At 77.3% G+C, this 14,516-nt stretch carries 15 protein-coding genes; 10 read left to right on the forward strand and 5 right to left on the reverse strand.

What is annotated here, in order from left to right; genetic code table 11:
- Window positions 1-14: 14 nt before the first annotated feature.
- From HH311_RS06555 to HH311_RS06575, 5 genes are all read left to right on the forward strand, one after another.
- On the forward strand, window positions 15-251 hold the full coding sequence (locus tag HH311_RS06555; protein ID WP_169182822.1) for an FmdB family zinc ribbon protein: 237 nt from the start codon (window positions 15-17) through the stop codon (window positions 249-251).
- A gap of 115 nt (window positions 252-366) precedes the next feature.
- A complete protein-coding gene (locus tag HH311_RS06560; RefSeq protein ID WP_169182823.1) occupies window positions 367-1,047 on the forward strand; it encodes an AmiS/UreI family transporter in 681 nt (226 codons plus the stop codon).
- Between the two features lie 118 nt (window positions 1,048-1,165).
- Entirely contained in the window at window positions 1,166-2,419 is a 1,254-nt protein-coding gene (fmdA, locus tag HH311_RS06565) for a formamidase (RefSeq protein ID WP_169182824.1), read from the forward strand.
- Window positions 2,419-2,760 (forward strand): hypothetical protein, encoded by a 342-nt coding sequence (locus HH311_RS06570; RefSeq protein ID WP_169182825.1) that lies wholly within the window; start codon window positions 2,419-2,421, stop codon window positions 2,758-2,760. Before fmdA ends, HH311_RS06570 begins: the two co-directional genes overlap by 1 nt.
- A gap of 215 nt (window positions 2,761-2,975) precedes the next feature.
- Window positions 2,976-3,554, forward strand: a complete 579-nt coding sequence (locus HH311_RS06575) for a MarR family winged helix-turn-helix transcriptional regulator (protein ID WP_211189762.1) — start codon at window positions 2,976-2,978, stop codon at window positions 3,552-3,554.
- Here HH311_RS06575 and HH311_RS32525 read toward each other — a convergent pair.
- Window positions 3,536-4,117 (reverse strand): MarR family winged helix-turn-helix transcriptional regulator, encoded by a 582-nt coding sequence (locus tag HH311_RS32525; RefSeq protein WP_211189763.1) that lies wholly within the window; start codon window positions 4,115-4,117, stop codon window positions 3,536-3,538. The genes HH311_RS06575 and HH311_RS32525 overlap by 19 nt on opposite strands.
- 189 nt (window positions 4,118-4,306) lie before the next feature.
- On the opposite strand from HH311_RS32525, the gene HH311_RS06585 reads away from it, so the two are divergent.
- The 4 genes from HH311_RS06585 to HH311_RS06600 all read left to right on the forward strand — a co-directional run bounded on the left by HH311_RS06585 (window position 4,307) and on the right by HH311_RS06600 (window position 8,192).
- On the forward strand, window positions 4,307-4,921 hold the full coding sequence (locus tag HH311_RS06585) for a hypothetical protein (protein ID WP_169182826.1): 615 nt from the start codon (window positions 4,307-4,309) through the stop codon (window positions 4,919-4,921).
- A 117-nt stretch (window positions 4,922-5,038) separates the two neighbouring features.
- Window positions 5,039-6,766: a GAF domain-containing protein gene (locus HH311_RS06590; RefSeq protein WP_169182827.1), complete on the forward strand. Its 1,728-nt coding sequence runs from the start codon at window positions 5,039-5,041 to the stop codon at window positions 6,764-6,766.
- Window positions 6,767-6,798: 32 nt separating this feature from the next.
- Window positions 6,799-7,443, forward strand: coding sequence for a response regulator transcription factor (locus tag HH311_RS06595; protein WP_169182828.1), 645 nt, complete (start codon window positions 6,799-6,801; stop codon window positions 7,441-7,443).
- A 530-nt stretch (window positions 7,444-7,973) separates the two neighbouring features.
- On the forward strand, window positions 7,974-8,192 hold the full coding sequence (locus HH311_RS06600; protein WP_169182829.1) for a hypothetical protein: 219 nt from the start codon (window positions 7,974-7,976) through the stop codon (window positions 8,190-8,192).
- Between the two features lie 29 nt (window positions 8,193-8,221).
- Here the strand turns inward: HH311_RS06600 and HH311_RS06605 are convergent, their stop codons facing one another.
- From HH311_RS06605 to HH311_RS06620, 4 genes are all read right to left on the reverse strand, one after another.
- Window positions 8,222-11,245: an FtsW/RodA/SpoVE family cell cycle protein gene (locus tag HH311_RS06605; protein ID WP_169182830.1), complete on the reverse strand. Its 3,024-nt coding sequence runs from the start codon at window positions 11,243-11,245 to the stop codon at window positions 8,222-8,224.
- Window positions 11,239-11,853, reverse strand: a complete 615-nt coding sequence (locus HH311_RS06610; RefSeq protein WP_169182831.1) for a hypothetical protein — start codon at window positions 11,851-11,853, stop codon at window positions 11,239-11,241. Before HH311_RS06610 ends, HH311_RS06605 begins: the two co-directional genes overlap by 7 nt.
- A 90-nt stretch (window positions 11,854-11,943) precedes the next feature.
- Window positions 11,944-12,924, reverse strand: coding sequence for a rod shape-determining protein (locus HH311_RS06615; RefSeq protein ID WP_169182832.1), 981 nt, complete (start codon window positions 12,922-12,924; stop codon window positions 11,944-11,946).
- Window positions 12,925-13,064: 140 nt separating this feature from the next.
- Window positions 13,065-13,397 (reverse strand): hypothetical protein, encoded by a 333-nt coding sequence (locus HH311_RS06620; protein WP_169182833.1) that lies wholly within the window; start codon window positions 13,395-13,397, stop codon window positions 13,065-13,067.
- Window positions 13,398-13,703: 306 nt separating this feature from the next.
- On the opposite strand from HH311_RS06620, the gene HH311_RS33155 reads away from it, so the two are divergent.
- Window positions 13,704-14,486 carry a universal stress protein gene (locus tag HH311_RS33155; protein WP_169182834.1) on the forward strand — a complete coding sequence of 261 codons (783 nt, stop codon included), beginning with the start codon at window positions 13,704-13,706 and terminating at the stop codon, window positions 14,484-14,486.
- Window positions 14,487-14,516: the final 30 nt, after the last annotated feature.

Below are 14,516 nucleotides of genomic sequence, written 5' to 3' on the forward strand. Positions count from 1 at the left end.
GGAGGGAGGTCCTCATGGTCACCTACGCGTATCGCTGTCCCGAGTGCGGGTCGGTGGACCTGACCTTCCCCCTGGGGCGGGCGCCCGAGCACGCGTCGTGTCCCCGCTGCGGGACCTGGACGCGCCGCCGGTGGACGGCGCCCGCCCTGGCACGGCTGCCCCGCGGGATCCGTGAGGCCCACGCCCGCGAGGAGCGCAGCCGTGACGAGCCCGAGGTCGTCTCGCGACCCGGTCCGGGCCGTCGGCTGTAGGCCGGGCCGGCTCCGAGGGGGCTGCCGGACGCGTCCCGACGTCGCGTCCGGGTGGGGGGTCGATCCGGGCCCGGGCCGTGCCCGGGCCTCCGGCCAGTGAGAGGGGGACGTCGCCATGGCGTCCGTGGGACTGTTCTACGTCGGGGCCGTGCTGTTCATGAACGGCCTCTTGTTGCTGGGGTGGGTCGAGGCCAAGGCCGCCGCCATCCTGAACCTCTTCGTCGGCACGCTCCAGGTGGTCACGCCGACCTATCTGATCTTCACGGCGAACGGTGACACCTCGACGATCCTGCAGGCGTCGGGGCTCTACCTCTTCGGGTTCACCTATCTGTACGTGGGGATTGGCCTCCTCGCCGACCTCGACACGACCGGGGTCGGCTGGTTCTCGCTGTTCGTGGCCATCGCGGCGCTCGGTTTCTCGGCGCTGAACTTCGGCCAGCTCGCCAACCAGCCGTTCGGGGTTATCTGGCTCTACTGGTCGCTGCTGTGGGCGTTGTTCTTCGTGCTGCTCGGCCTCAAGCGGGAGCGGTTGACGAGGTACACCGGCTGGGTCGCGCTCATCGAGGGATGGGTGACGGCCGCCGTGCCCGGCTTCCTGCTGCTCGCCGGCTACTGGCAGAACCGGGGGCTCACCGCGATCGTGCTCGCCGTCGTCGGCGTGGTGATGGTCGTCGCCCTGCTGCCGACCCTGCGCGGCGCGGGTCCGCGGCACGCCGTCGAGGAGCCCGAGCCGACGCCGACCCCCACCGCGCCCGAGCCCGAGCCCAGCCCGGACCGGCCGCTCTCGCGGACCTGAGGGTCCGCCGCCGCCTGGAGGGCGGGCCGCGTGCGGCCCGCCCTCCAGGCCCCTCCGGCCCGTCGCGGGCCGGGTCCCGGCCGGCCGGTGCCGGCCCCGTCACAAAGGAGTGATCCCCGTGCCCGAGACCGTCTTCGAGGTCGACCAGTCCAAGTCCATGCGCGACCAGGCCGTGCCCGGCCACAACCGGTGGCACCCGGATATCCCGCTGGCCGCGATGGTCCGCCCCGGGTCCGAGTTCCGGGTGGAGTGCCGGGAGTGGACCGACGCGCAGCTCGGCAACAACGACTCGGCCAACGACGTCCGCGACGTCGACCTGACCCACGCGCACATGCTGTCCGGCCCCATCGGCGTCGAGGGTGCGGAGCCCGGCGACCTGCTCGTCGTCGACATCCTCGACCTCGGGCCGTGCCAGGCGCCCCAGGAGAAGGGCGACGCCCCCGGCCAGGGCTGGGGCTACACCGGGATCTTCGCCAAGACCAACGGCGGCGGGTTCCTCACCGACTTCTACCCGGACGCGGCCAAGGCGATCTGGGACTTCCGCGGGCAGGTCGCGACCTCGCGGCACCTGCCCGGCATCCGCTACACCGGCATCACCCACCCCGGCCTGTTCGGCACCGCGCCCTCGGCCGACCTGCTCGCGCGCTGGAACCGCCGGGAGCAGGCCCTCATCGACCGCGACCCGGACCGGGTGCCGGCGCTGGCGCTCCCGCCGCTGACCGAGAACTCCCTCGGCGGGCAGGCGACCGGGTCGCTCGCCGACCAGATCGCGCGGGAGGGCGCCCGGACGGTGCCGGCCCGCGAGAACGGCGGGAACCACGACATCAAGAACTTCACCCGCGGCAGCCGGGTCTACTACCCGGTGCACGTCGACGGGGCCAAGCTCTCCGGCGGCGACCTGCACTTCAGCCAGGGCGACGGCGAGATCACCTTCTGCGGCGCCATCGAGATGGGCGGCTTCATCGACTTCGGCGTCGACCTCATCAAGGGCGGGATGGAGACCTACGGGGTGACCACCAACCCGATCTTCATGCCGGGCAACGTGGAGCCGCGCTACTCGGAGTTCCTGACCTTCATCGGCATCTCGGTAGACCACGAGACCGACACCAACGAGTACCTCGACGCGACGCTGGCCTACCGGCGGGCGTGCCTCAACGCCGTCGAGTACCTCAAGAAGTTCGGGTACACGGGCGAGCAGGCCTACCTGCTGCTCGGTTCCGCGCCGATCGAGGGCCGGATCAGCGGCGTGGTGGACATCCCCAACGCCTGCTGCTCGCTCTACCTGCCCACGGCGATCTTCGACTTCGACGTCCGCCCGTCCGCCGCGGGCCCCGCCACGGCCGACCGGGGCATGTGCGCCGTGACGAGCTGATGCCCGACGGTGCCGAGCAGGACGCCCCGGGGGAGGAGCGGGAGTTCACGCCGCCGTCGAAGCACGTCGCGGCGGACCGCTTCGCCACCGGGGCGATCCGCTCGGCGCAGGCGATCACCGACGGCCTCGCCGAGGCGGGGACCCCCGACGAGGACCCGGTGGTGATCGACCGGCGCGGCCCGCGGCACTCGCTGGCGGCGCTGGACCGGTTGCTCTCCTCGGCCCTGGAGGTCGAGGCCGAGGCGGGGGCAGACGCCCGGGCCGAGGCCGGGGCCGAGGAGAGCGCCGGGACCGCCGACGGGGAGATCAGTCCGGAGGACCCACCGCCGGCCGGGCGGTGACGGTCACGCCGCGCCGCCCGCAGCTCCAGCACGCGGGGTCGGGGTCCGGGTCGCGGCCGGCGACGTCGCAGCTCACGCAGTGCCACTGGGTGAGGATGCGGGCCGTGTCCGGGGTGGGTCCGGGTCTGATCGGGGTCTCCTCGCTCGACGGTCGCCCCCGACGGTAGAGGCGAGGGTCCCGTCCTCGACCCGGTCGTCCGGAGGGGCCGCGCGGAATGATCCGGGGACGGAGTATTACGACGACCGAAACGAGCGGCCCCCGACCGGGGCGGCGGGACGCGGCGGCGCGGGCGCTGGCCGCCGCGGTCCGCGAGCTGGTCGTGGCCGAGGAGATCCACCGGCGCGCGGTCGCCGCCGCCCTGGCCGTCACCCCGGTCGAGGCGACGGCGCTCGAGTTCCTGCTGCACCACGGCGCGCGTCCGCCGAGCCTGATCGCCGCGCGCACCGGGCTCTCCCGGACGAGCACGACGGCGCTGGTCGACCGGCTCGCCGCGGCGGGCTGGGTCAGCCGCCGGCCTCATCTGCAGGACCGGCGCAGCGTGCTCGTCGAGCTGACCGACCTGGGGTTCGCGGTGGCGCTGGCCGCGCACCGGGTCTTCGTCGCCGACGTCGAGGCCGCGCTCGACCGGGCCGACCCGCGGTTGCGGGACGACCCGGGGTGGCGCCGGGCCGTGGGCGGGTTCGTCGCCCTGACGGCGGCCGCCCTGCGCCGGCGGGCGGGGGACGTGCTCGGGGTGGAGACCGCGCTGGGCCCCCACGTGGCGTCGTCCGCGGATCAGCCGGACCGACGGTGACGGTCGTCGTCGCCGACCTCCCCCGCCGCCTCGTCGTCGGGCCCGTCGGGCCGGCCGGCCTCGTCGGTCCCGGGGCCGGGTGCCTCGTGGGCCTCCGCGAGGGCCTCCTCGATGCCCCGCCGGTCGCCGCTGCGCTCGCGCAGCGCGGCGGCCATCCGCCCCAGCAGGTCGGTGAGGGCCTCGCGGAGCTCGGGCTCCTCCCGGAGCCGGGGATCGGCCTGGTCCAGGGCGGCGTCGATGTCGATGGCGAACATCGTGTACATCTCCTCCACCCCGGAGCGCCCGAGGTCGGTGAGCTCGACGAGCACGCTGCGCCGGTCGTGCGGGTTGGGCATCCGGCGGACCAGCTGGGCGCCGGCGAGCCGGTCGAGCAGCGCCGTGGTGCTCGCCGGGGTGAGTCCGACGCGCGCGGCGATGACCGACGGCGTCTGCCGCCCGTTGTGCAGCAGGTGCCCCAGCACCGCGGACTCGCTGATCCCGATGCGCAGCCCCGCGGCCATCGTCTGCCGGTAGTGGTCCGACGCGACGATGAGCTCGCGGACCTGGCGGGCGAGTCGTTCCACCGTCCACCTCCTCGGCGGGGACCGCAGCATCCGCCGATGTTGCGCTGCCCGGACAGGGCCGGAGGGCCCGCATCGTCGGCCGGGGACGAGCGACCCGGTCGATCCCGGGACCGTCGGCCCTCCTGGCGACCCTCGCCCCGCCGCCATGCTCCCCGGGGCACGCCACGACCCCGGGGAGGTGGGCCGACGATGACCGGAGCAGGGCGGCGGCGCGGGTCCGCGGCGGACCGGGCGTACACGGCGTTCGTGCCGCGGCGCAGCGCCCTGCGCCGGCCCTCGGACCGCTGGGAGACCGCGGCCCGGTGGGGCGCGCTGGCCGTGCTGCTCCTCCTGGTGCCCGTCGTGCTCACGCTCGGCGACGCGCGGGCGCGGGCCATGCGCGAGGGGGCGGCGGAGGTCCGCGCGACGGGGCACCCGGTCACGGCCACCGTGGTCACGGTGTCGCCCCGCGACGCGGGCGTGGGCGCGGGCACGACCGTCGCCCTCACCGTCGCCTGGGCCGAGCCGGACGGGTCGGTCCACACGCTGCCGCGGGTGGGCTACGACGGGGACGACGTGACCGTGGGCTCGCCCTACCCGATGTGGGTCGACCGCGGGTTCCGGGCGGTGGCGCCCCCGAGCACCGAGCAGGACGCGGTCCTGCAGGGCTGGGTCGCCGACGTCGGCGGGTTCGGCGCCGTCCTGGTCACGCTCCTCGCCGGGCTCGCGCTGCTCCGGCGCGTGCTCGACCGCCGCCGCCTGCGGCAGTGGGAGGAGGACTGGGCGGCGTTCCGGCGCCCGCCCGACCGTGGCGCCGCCGGCTGAGGCCTCCCGGGACGCGGGCCGCGGAGATCACCGGAGGACCTTCGGCCCTGGCGTTCGCCGCCGCCCCGGTCGAGGATGGCGCGCAGCGGGTGTGCGCCCGCGCGGAGCGACGACGACGTGGGGGCGACCATCCCGGAGACGACACGCGGGCTCCGGCTCGACCGGCGTGGCGGGAGCACGGACGCGTCGTCGCCGTCGGGGCCCCCGCGGGCCGACCGGCTCCTGCGGTCGATGGTGGCGGTCGCCGAGGGACTCGACCTCGAGGAGACCCTGCCGCGGATCGTCCGCGAGGCCGTCGACCTGGTCGACGCTCGGTACGGCGCGCTCGGGCTGCTCGACGACGAGGGCACCGCGCTGGCCCGCTTCGTCACCGTCGGCCTCGACGAGGCCACCCGGGCGGGCCTCGGTCCGCCGCCGACCGGCCACGGGCTGCTCGGCGAGCTCATCCGCCACCCCGTCCCCCTGCGGCTGGACGACCTGCGGAACCACCCGGCCTCGGTCGGCGTGCCCCCCGGCCACCCGCCGATGGGCTCGTTCCTCGGCGTCCCGGTGCGGGTCGGGACGCGGGCGGTCGGCAACCTCTACCTCACCGACAAGCGCGGCGGCTCCTTCACCGCGGCCGACGAGGAGGTCACGACGTCGCTCGCGGCGGCGGCGGGCATCGCCGTCCAGAACGCCCGGCTCCACACCCGCACGCGCCACCTGGTGGCGGAGACCCGGCTGCGCCAGCGCTGGCTGGAGGCCGCGGGGGAGATCACCACGACGCTGCTCGCCGGTACCGACCCCGGGGAGGCCCTCGCGCTCGTCGCGCAGCGGGCCGCGGAGCTCATCGGCGCCTCGGGGGCGCTCATCACCACACCTCCCCGCGTCACCGACGACGGCGACGAGCCGCCGGTGCGGGTCACCGTGGCGGTCGGGCTGGAGGGCCGCTTCCCGGTGGGCACCCGGTTGCCGACCCGGGGCACCGTCCTCGGCGCCGTCGCGCACACCGGCAGCCCGCAGGCCGTCGACGCGTTGGTCCTCCGCGAGGGCGACGGCGAGGGGGCGCCGGGGCTCGCCGTGCCGATGCGCAGCGGCGAGGAGATCAGCGGCGTGCTCGTGGTCGTCGGGATCGACGGGTGGGTCGACGCCGCCGGCGACGACGGCCTGTCGATCCTCGCCTCCTTCGCCGACCAGGCGGCCCTCGTGCTGCGCCACGCCGAGTCCCAGCGGGCCCGCCGCCAGCTCGACGTCGTCAGCGACCGGGAGCGCATCGCGGCCGACCTGCACGACCACGTGCTGCAGCGGCTCTTCGCCCTCGGCCTCGGCCTGCAGGCGGCGCACGCCCGGCTGCCGGAGTCGGACGCGGCGCGGCGGGTGGACGACGCCGTGGACCAGATCGACGCGATCATCCGCGACATCCGCACCTCGATCTTCGACCTCCACACGGCCCGCGGCGGCGGCGCGCTGATCACGCGGGTCCGGGCGGCGGCGCGGGAGATGGCCGCCGACACCGACGTCGACCCGGTGGTGCGGGTCTCCGGCCACGTCGAGGACCTCGCCGAGGACCTGGCGGTGGCGGTCGAGGCGGTGGTGCGCGAGGGCGTCAGCAACGCGGTGCGCCACGCCGCGCCCTCCCAGGTCACGGTCACCGTCTCGGCGGACTCCGTCCTGGCCGTGGAGGTCGTCGACGACGGGATCGGCATCCCGGAGACCGTCGCGCGCAGCGGCCTGGCCAACCTGACCGGCCGTGCCCGCGCCGCCGGTGGGGACGCCCGGGTCGCGCGGCGCCCGGTCGGCCCCGGGACCCGCCTGACCTGGTGGGTGCCCCTCGATCCCACCAAGCCCGACACGGTCGACGCCTGAGCCGGCCGACCCAGCACGGAAGAGAGCGGACCATGACGACGGTGTTCCTGGTCGACGACCACGAGGTCGTCCGGCGGGGGGTGGCCGACCTGCTCGGAGCCCACGACGACCTCCGGGTCATCGGGGACGCCGGGAGCGTGGCCGAGGCCCTCGCGCGCATCCCGGCGCTCGAGCCCGAGGTCGCGGTGCTCGACGTGCGGCTCCCCGACGGCAGCGGGGTGGAGCTGTGCCGCGACCTGCGCTCGCGGATGCCCGACCTGCGGTGCCTGATGCTGACCTCCTACACCGACGAGCAGGCGATGTTCGACGCCGTGCTCGCCGGCGCGAGCGGGTTCGTCATCAAGGACGTCCGCGGGAACGACATCGTCAACGCCGTGCGCGAGGTCGGCGCGGGCCGCTCCCTGCTCGACGGCCGGGCCGCGACCGCGCTGATGAGCCGGCTGCGGGACCGCACCGAGGCGGTCGACCCGCTCGCGGAGCTCACCGAGAAGGAGCGCGAGGTGCTCGCCTACATCGGGGAGGGGCTGACCAACCGCGAGATCGGCCAGCGCATGTTCCTCGCGGAGAAGACCGTCAAGAACTACGTGTCCGCGCTGCTCGCGAAGCTCGGGATGCAACGGCGGGTGCAGGCGGCCGTGCTCGCGAACCAGGTCAAGGGGCAGTCGCCCGGGCGCTGAGCAGGTCGGGACCTTCGGCCCTGTCGGGCGCCGCCGCCGGCGGGTCATCGTGCGCCCCGGGCCCCACGAGGCCACGGTCGACGCGGAGGAGAAGCGCCGGCTCCCCTCGGCCGGGCCCACCCGGAGCCCGGGCGGCCACGCGGAGATCGACCCGCGGGGTCGGTGCCGTGGATCTTCGTGTCCCCGCCGGACGCCGGCGTGGCACGGGGGCCCGCTCGGACGGCGCCACGCCTGGTCACCCACGGCTCCGGACGGCCGGACGGCGGTACCCGTCCGCCCCCCAAGGGCGGGACCGGCGTCCGGCTCGTCGGCGTGCCTGTTTCGAGGATCGCGCTACTCGGCCACCGGATCATCGCGACGGGTTGGCCCGTGCGGGCCCTGCGCGCCCGCCCGCGGTCCCTCTAGCGTCACAGGGGCCGTCGGGTCCGCTCCCCTTCCGCGGGACCGGGGGTCGGTCGCCGGCCGGGCCGTTGGTGGTGCGGCTGTTCTCCTCCGGCCGGCGACCCCTTCGACGCATCCCGGGAGTACCCATGTCCGACGACAGGCACGACCCCGACGGCGGGCTCGACCCGACGGTGCCCGCGCTCTGCGAACGCTGCTGGTTCCCGATCCTCCCCGGTCAGACCGCCCGGCGGACCCCGGTGCAGGTCACCGGGCCCGCCTTCAGCGCGAGCCTGATCTCGTTCGTCCACTGCGCACCGTCGTGCACGGCCCAGGAGGACGAGGACCCCGGCTCCGAGGCGGCCTGAACCGGCCCGGAAACCGGCCCGGAAGCGGCTCAGGGGCCGGCCCCGCCGTAGGTCCGCATCATGTCGGCGACGACGTCCACGGTCCGCGAGCCGCCGACGTCGGGCCTCTGGGCGAGCGCGGTGACCACGAGCCGCGGGGCGCCGGCCGGGGCGGCGGCGGTCATCCAGTCGTCGACGCCGCCGCCGGGCACCGACGGGTCCTCGGCGGTGCCGGACTTCGCCGCCACCGGGACCCCCACGCCGGCCAGGGCCGTCCCGGTCCCCGAGGTGACCATGGTCCGCATGCCGTCGCGCACCGGCCCGAGCCGGTCGGCGAAGGGCAGCGGGGCCGGTGTCGGGTGGGGGAGCGCGGTCGCTCCCGGGCCGGTGCCGACCGCCATCCCGAGGTGGGGCGTCACCAGGGCGCCGGTCTGGACCGCCGCGGTCCAGCGGGCGTCCTGCAGCGGCGTGACCTGGATGGCGCCCTGGCCGATGCCGAGGATGACCGTGGTGCCGGGGTACCAGGTGCCGCCGTCCGCGGCGACGCTCGCGGGGGTGCCGAGGTAGCCGGCGCTCTCGCCGGGCAGGTCGATCCCGGTGGCGCTCCCCACCCCGAGGGCGTGGGCGGTGTCGATCATGTTCTCCGGGCCCAGCGCGACCGCGAGCTTGTAAAAGTACACGTCGTTCGACCAGGCGATCGCGTCGACGAGGTCCTGCGGCGGCAGCACCCGCCAGTTGCCGAACGTGTGGTCGCCGTAGGTGAAGCTGCCGCCGGTCGGCACCACCAGGTCCGGCGGGACGACCGGGTGGACCATGTCGGCCGCGGCGTTGACGAGCTTGTACGTCGAGCCCGGCGGGACCGCCGAGGCGATGGCGTGGTTGATCATGGGGTCGCCGGGGCCGCTGGACACCTGCTCCAGGGCGGCGGCGTCCAGCGGGGGTCCGTAGAGCCCGTTGTCGTGGCTGGGCCAGCTCGCCAGGGCGAGCACGGAACCGTCGCGGGGATCCATCGCGACCCCGGCCCCGACGGCGCCGCGGGGGCTGCCCCCCAGTGACGCGGCCACGTCGGCGACGAGCCGCCGCTGCATGCCGAGGTCGATCGTGAGCGCCAGCGTGGCGCCGGGCACGGGGTCCCGGCGGGCCCCCGGGGCCACCGGGCGCCCGGCCGGGTCGACCCAGTAGCACTGCTCGCCCGGCACGCCGCGCAGGACCGCGTCGTAGCTCTGCTCGATCCCGGACCGCCCGGTGGTGCCCCGTGGATCCAGGTCGGCCTGCCGGGCGGTCTCGACCGGGGTCGCGGCGCCGACCCAGCCCAGCACGGGCCCGAGGACCGGGCCGGTGGGGTAGCTGCGCCGCGGGGCCGGGACGACGACGACGCCGGGCAGCGCGGCGCGGGTCACGGTGTCGCCGGTCGGGCCGGGCACCACGCCGGCGTCGAGGTCCACCGTCGTCGCGGGGGCGCGGTCGACCAGCGCGTGGACCGCGGCCGGGGGCTTCCCGAGGAGACCGGCCAGGCGGTCGACGGCGCCCGGGTCGGCGCGCAGCAGGGCGGGGGCGAGCCGGACGTCGCGGTCCCCGGCGTCGGCGGCGAGCAGCGCCCCGTGGCGGTCGACGATGGCGCCCCGCGGCGCCGGGACCACCACGCACCGGGTCATCTGGTCGACGCCGGCGGCGAGGGCCACCGGGTCCCGGACGAGGCCCACCCCGTACCCGGCGAAGACCGCCAGCACCACGGTGACGGCGACGACGGCGGTCCGGGCGAGCCGGGGGCGGGTGCGGGCCGCCGGGGCCCACAACGCCCGCCGGGCACCGTCGCGGCGGCCGCCGAGGACCAGGCCGAGCGCGGCGAGGTGGACGACGGTGGCGGTGCCGCCGGCGGAGAGGATCGGGAAGGGGACGCCCGCGACCGGCAGCAGGCCCAGGTTGCCGCCCGTCGACACGACCAGCTCCACGCCGAGCAGCACCGCGAACCCCGCGCAGAGCAGGCGGCCGATGGCGCTGCGCGGTGAGCGCGCCCCGAGCACGCACCGCCACACGATCACCAGACCGGCGACGACGGCGAGCGCGGCCGCGGCGGCCCCCCAGCCCGACGCGAGCGAGGCGAGCGCCAGGTCGGTCTCGCGCTCGGGCAGGTACCCCGCCGCCAGGGTGTGCACCGGGTCGGTGCGGTCGCCGAACCACCCGCCGCGGGCGATCGCGAGCCGGGCCTGCCGCACGGCCCAGCCGGGGCCCTCGGCCGACTGCGACCCGGTGAGGAAGGTGCCGAGGCGGGCGAGCTGGTAGTCGTGCAGGAGGCCCAGCGTCAGCGGCGCGGCGACCGCGGCGGCCGCGAGCACGGGCAGCAGGTACCGCGCCGGGACGCGGGCGACGACGACGACCGCCGCCGCGGTCAGCGTGAGCAGCGTGGCGGTGGAGAGGTCGGGCTGGTCCGCGACGAGCACGATCGGCACGCCGGCCAGCGGCAGCGCGAGCGCGAACCGGCGCCAGCTGGGTCGGCCGGTGGCGAGCACGGCGGCGAGGACGAGCGGGACGGCGAGCTTCGCCAGCTCCGAGGGCTGCAGGGTCAGGGTCCCGCCGCCCAGCCACCGGCGGGCGCCGTTGACCTCGAGGCCGGCGACGAGCACCGCGAGCAGCAGGAGCACCGTGAGGCCGTAGACGGACCAGGCCAGCGCGGGGGTCACCGGGCGGCGCCGGGCCGAGACCAGGAGCAGCAGCACCAGCCCGACGCCACCGGTGACGAGCTTGGTGACCGCCGCGTCCGGTTCCCCGGCCGCGAGCAGGTTCGCCGCGCCGAGGCCGACCAGGACCACGGCGGCGAGGATCGCGGCCGCGTCGGCGAGCGCGGCGCGCCGCGGCTCGGCGCCGCGTTCCTCGCGGGCCCGCGCCCGGGACCGGCGCCGCGCCGCGCGGTCCTCGCGCGCGGCCCCACCGAGCCCACCGCGCGCGCCGAACCGGCGGGCGGTCCTCCGGCGCAGGCGCGCGAGGGGCCGGCGCCGTCCGCCGTCCCACTCCCCGCCGGGCTCCGGCCGGCGGCGCGGGACGTCGTCCCAGCCCCCGCTCTCGCCGCTCAGCACGGTCCCGCCCCGATCAGCACCGGGGCGGCGGCGGCGCGGGACGGGGCCGCGGTGACGGCGACCAGGGCGAGGGCGCGACCCGGCGGGAGTGGCACCGTCGCGAGGCCCCAGGCCCCGGGGGCCGCCGGGGTGGTGCCCGCCCCGAGGTCCGTGGTGGTGCCGTGGCAGCGGTCGACGACGAGGGCCCGCCACGCGACCGGCGCCGCGGGCGTCCCGGCCCGGCGGTCGACCGCGACGACGACGGTGCAGGCGGCGCCCGGGGTGCACGGCGGGTCGAGGGGCCGGGCCCGGACGCCCGCGACGTCGCCGGCCGCGGCGGGCGCCGCGACGGGGACGGGCGGGAGCGGGACCGTCGGGGCGGTCGCCGGGGGCCGCGGGGCACCGCCGGCCTCGTGCAGGCGCGCGAGGTCGGCGCGGAGCCGGCCCTGCAGCAGGACCAGCTCGGTGACGACGACGAGCGCGACGACCGCGAGCGCGGCCAGCCAGGGCCACAGCCGTCGCCACGCCCGGGCCGCGGCCACGCGGCCGTCGCGGGGGCGCCGGGGCGGCGGGAAGGGAGGGGTGGGCAGGACCCGGTCGGGCCCCGGGGACGTGGGGGCGGGGTTCATCGCGGGCTCCGGACGGGCTCGAGGGCGGAGCGGGACGTGGGGTGCGGGGGCGGGACGTGCGGTGCGGGGGTCGGGGTGCGGGACCGGCGGTCAGGCGGGGCGGGCCCGCAGCTCGGGCCGTCCGCCGGCCAGCGCCAGGCCCTCGGCGATGCACGTCCGCGGGCGTTCGGGCACCTTGACCGGGAAGCCCAGGGCCGCCTCGAGCTCCTCCTGCAGGTGGAGCGCGAGGGAGGCGCCGCCGACGAGCACCACGCCGCCGGCGAGCAGGTCGGGGACCCCCGCCACCGGCAGGTCGTCGAGGCAGTCGGCCAGGGCCACCACCAGGCGCCGCACGACCGGTGCGACGGCCGCCTCGACGTCGCCGGGCTCCACGGTCGTGACCTTGGGGCGCCCCGACACGACGTCGCGGCCCTCGGCGACCACCGCCTCGCGGGACGTGCAGGAACGGACCTTGACCGCGTCGGCCGCCGGCGCCGAGAGGTGCAGGCCGTGCTCGTCGCGCAGGTGCCCGCGCAGGGCGGCGGTCATCTCGTCACCGGCGTGCCGGCAGGAGCGGTCGGTGAGCACGACGCCGCGGCAGAACATCGCGATCTCGGCGGTGCCGGCCCCGACGTCGACGACGGCCTGGACCCGGGAGTCGGTGAGGTCGAGGCCGCAGCCGAGGGCGGCCGCGAGGGGGGCGGCCAGCAGGTCGACGTGCCCGAACCCGGCCTCCTCGGCCGACTCCAGCAGCGCCCGCCGCTCGAGCGGCGTGGCGTCGACGGGGCAGGAGAGGACCGCGTGCGGCCGGCGGAGGCGCCACCGGCCGCGCGCGGTCCGGCGCTGCAGCTGGTGGAGGTAGGTGCGGACCAGGCCGAGGTCGGTGACGGCGCCGCCGCGCAGCGGGTGCCCGATGCGCGCGCCCGGGGGCGTCCGGCCCTCGATCGCCGCGGCCTCGTCGCCGAGCAGCAGCTCCCGGCCGCGGCGGGCCGGCCATTCCACGAGCAACGTCGGTTCGTCGTGCACCACGCCGTCGCGTGGGTGGCAGACCACCGTCGTCGCCGTGCCCAGATCGATGCCGATGTCCGCCATCGCCGACCCCCTCGTGCCCCGCCGACCGCCCTTGCCGGCAGCAGGAGGGTAGGAGCGCGACGGCCCGGTGCTTCAGGGTCGATCCGCCTCCCGGCGGCGTCCGAAGGTCCCGGGCCCCGCCGCCCGGGTGCGGGGACCGGTCAGGCGGCGGCGGGTGTGCCGGCGGGGGCCTCGGCGGGGGTGCCGGCGACGGCGTCGGTCTCGAGGGACAGCCCCGCGACCGTGAGGACGCCCCGGCGCACGTTGAGCCGGGCCTGCGCCTGCCCGAGGACGGGCAGCAGGTCGTCGTGCAGCCCGGTGGCGCCGCGCGCGTCCAGTCGGACGTGGCGGGCGCCTGCCACCAGGAGCGACCGCAGGTGCTCGCCGACCCGGCGGGCCGCGCCGGCCCCCTGCGCGCCCCGCACCACCAGCAGCCCCTCGTCGCCCTCCAGCAGCGACCCGACGAACCCTGCCCGTGCCCCGAAGTCCTCCATGATCCGACCCCCGGTCCTGACCCTCCGTGCTCGTGATGTCCGCGTCACAGCCTGGTGACCGCTTCGTGGCGCAGGGAGGGCCATTGGTCCCGAATCATCCGGGACGGGGGAGGCGGCGCGGGTCGATCTCGGTGTCGGGACCTCCGGCCCTGCCGGTCTGGCCGGATTGCGAGAAGCCTCGCCGCCGTGACCCAGGGACACGAGGTGGGACCGCGGACGCTCCCGGGATCGGCCGAGCGAGGTGGTGCGTCCGTCGGGCCCGCGCCGGCCGACCGGGTCGGGAGGGACCGGGCGCGCAGCGTCCGGGTGTTCGCCCCGACCGACCGTTCCCGGCGCCGGGTGCTGCGCTGGGCGACCCGGCACGCGGCGCGCACGGGGGGCTCGCTGCAGGTGCTCGTCGACCCCGCGGACCCGCCGCCGGAGCCGGGACCGGCGACGACCCTGGTGCAGCTCCTGGCGCGCACGGCGGGCGACGTGGTCTCGCGGGTCCTGTCCCCCCTGCGCCGGTCGTCGGCGTGCGCCCTCGCGCGGGAGCTCGCGGCCGCCGTGGCCGGCGCCCGCCTGCTGGTGGTGCCGCAGTCGCTCCCGCAGCTGCCGGCCCTCGTGGACATGCTCACCGAGCCCCTCGTCGCCGTCCCCGACCGCCCGCTGCCGCGGCCGGACGCGTGCGTGGTGCTCGCGCTCGCGCCCTGGACCGGGCCCGAGGTGATCGGCTCCGCCTTCGAGACGGCGGCCCGGTACGGGGTGGACCTGCGGGCCGTCCGGGCCGTCGAGGGGCTCGGCGACGCCGACGCGGCGGAGCGCAGCTGCGAGGACGACCTCGCCGTCTGGCGGATCACCCGGCCGGAGGTGGGGGTCGACGTCGAGGTCGTCGACCGGGAGCCGCTGGACGCGCTGGTGCACGGCAGCCGGGACGCCCAGCTGGTCGTGGCCGGGCGCCCGGCGCGCGGACGGGCCCGGGACCTGCTCGCGCCCTCGCCCACGGCCGACCTGCTCCGCCTCTCGGCGTGCCCGGTGCTCGTGGTGCCGCCGCCCGGGCCGCCGCGGCACGCCTGGTCGGCGCGGCCCGGCTGGGGATCCCCGCACTGACGTCCGACGGCCGCCGCAGGGTCACCGGAC

The organism is Actinomycetospora sp. TBRC 11914, assembly GCF_012933465.1.
Lineage (GTDB): Bacteria > Actinomycetota > Actinomycetes > Mycobacteriales > Pseudonocardiaceae > Actinomycetospora.

Bases quoted from the DNA above. Each gene is read 5' to 3' on its own strand.
- HH311_RS06555 (WP_169182822.1), top strand. From the start codon at position 15: ATGGTCACCTACGCGTATCGCTGTCCCGAGTGCGGGTCGGTGGACCTG.
- HH311_RS06560 (WP_169182823.1), top strand. From the start codon at position 367: ATGGCGTCCGTGGGACTGTTCTACGTCGGGGCCGTGCTGTTCATGAAC.
- HH311_RS06570 (WP_169182825.1), top strand. From the start codon at position 2,419: ATGCCCGACGGTGCCGAGCAGGACGCCCCGGGGGAGGAGCGGGAGTTC.
- HH311_RS06575 (WP_211189762.1), top strand. From the start codon at position 2,976: ATGATCCGGGGACGGAGTATTACGACGACCGAAACGAGCGGCCCCCGA.
- HH311_RS06585 (WP_169182826.1), top strand. From the start codon at position 4,307: ATGACCGGAGCAGGGCGGCGGCGCGGGTCCGCGGCGGACCGGGCGTAC.
- HH311_RS06595 (WP_169182828.1), top strand. From the start codon at position 6,799: ATGACGACGGTGTTCCTGGTCGACGACCACGAGGTCGTCCGGCGGGGG.
- HH311_RS06600 (WP_169182829.1), top strand. From the start codon at position 7,974: ATGTCCGACGACAGGCACGACCCCGACGGCGGGCTCGACCCGACGGTG.
- HH311_RS06610 (WP_169182831.1), bottom strand. From the start codon at position 11,853: ATGAACCCCGCCCCCACGTCCCCGGGGCCCGACCGGGTCCTGCCCACC.
- HH311_RS06615 (WP_169182832.1), bottom strand. From the start codon at position 12,924: ATGGCGGACATCGGCATCGATCTGGGCACGGCGACGACGGTGGTCTGC.
- HH311_RS06620 (WP_169182833.1), bottom strand. From the start codon at position 13,397: ATGGAGGACTTCGGGGCACGGGCAGGGTTCGTCGGGTCGCTGCTGGAG.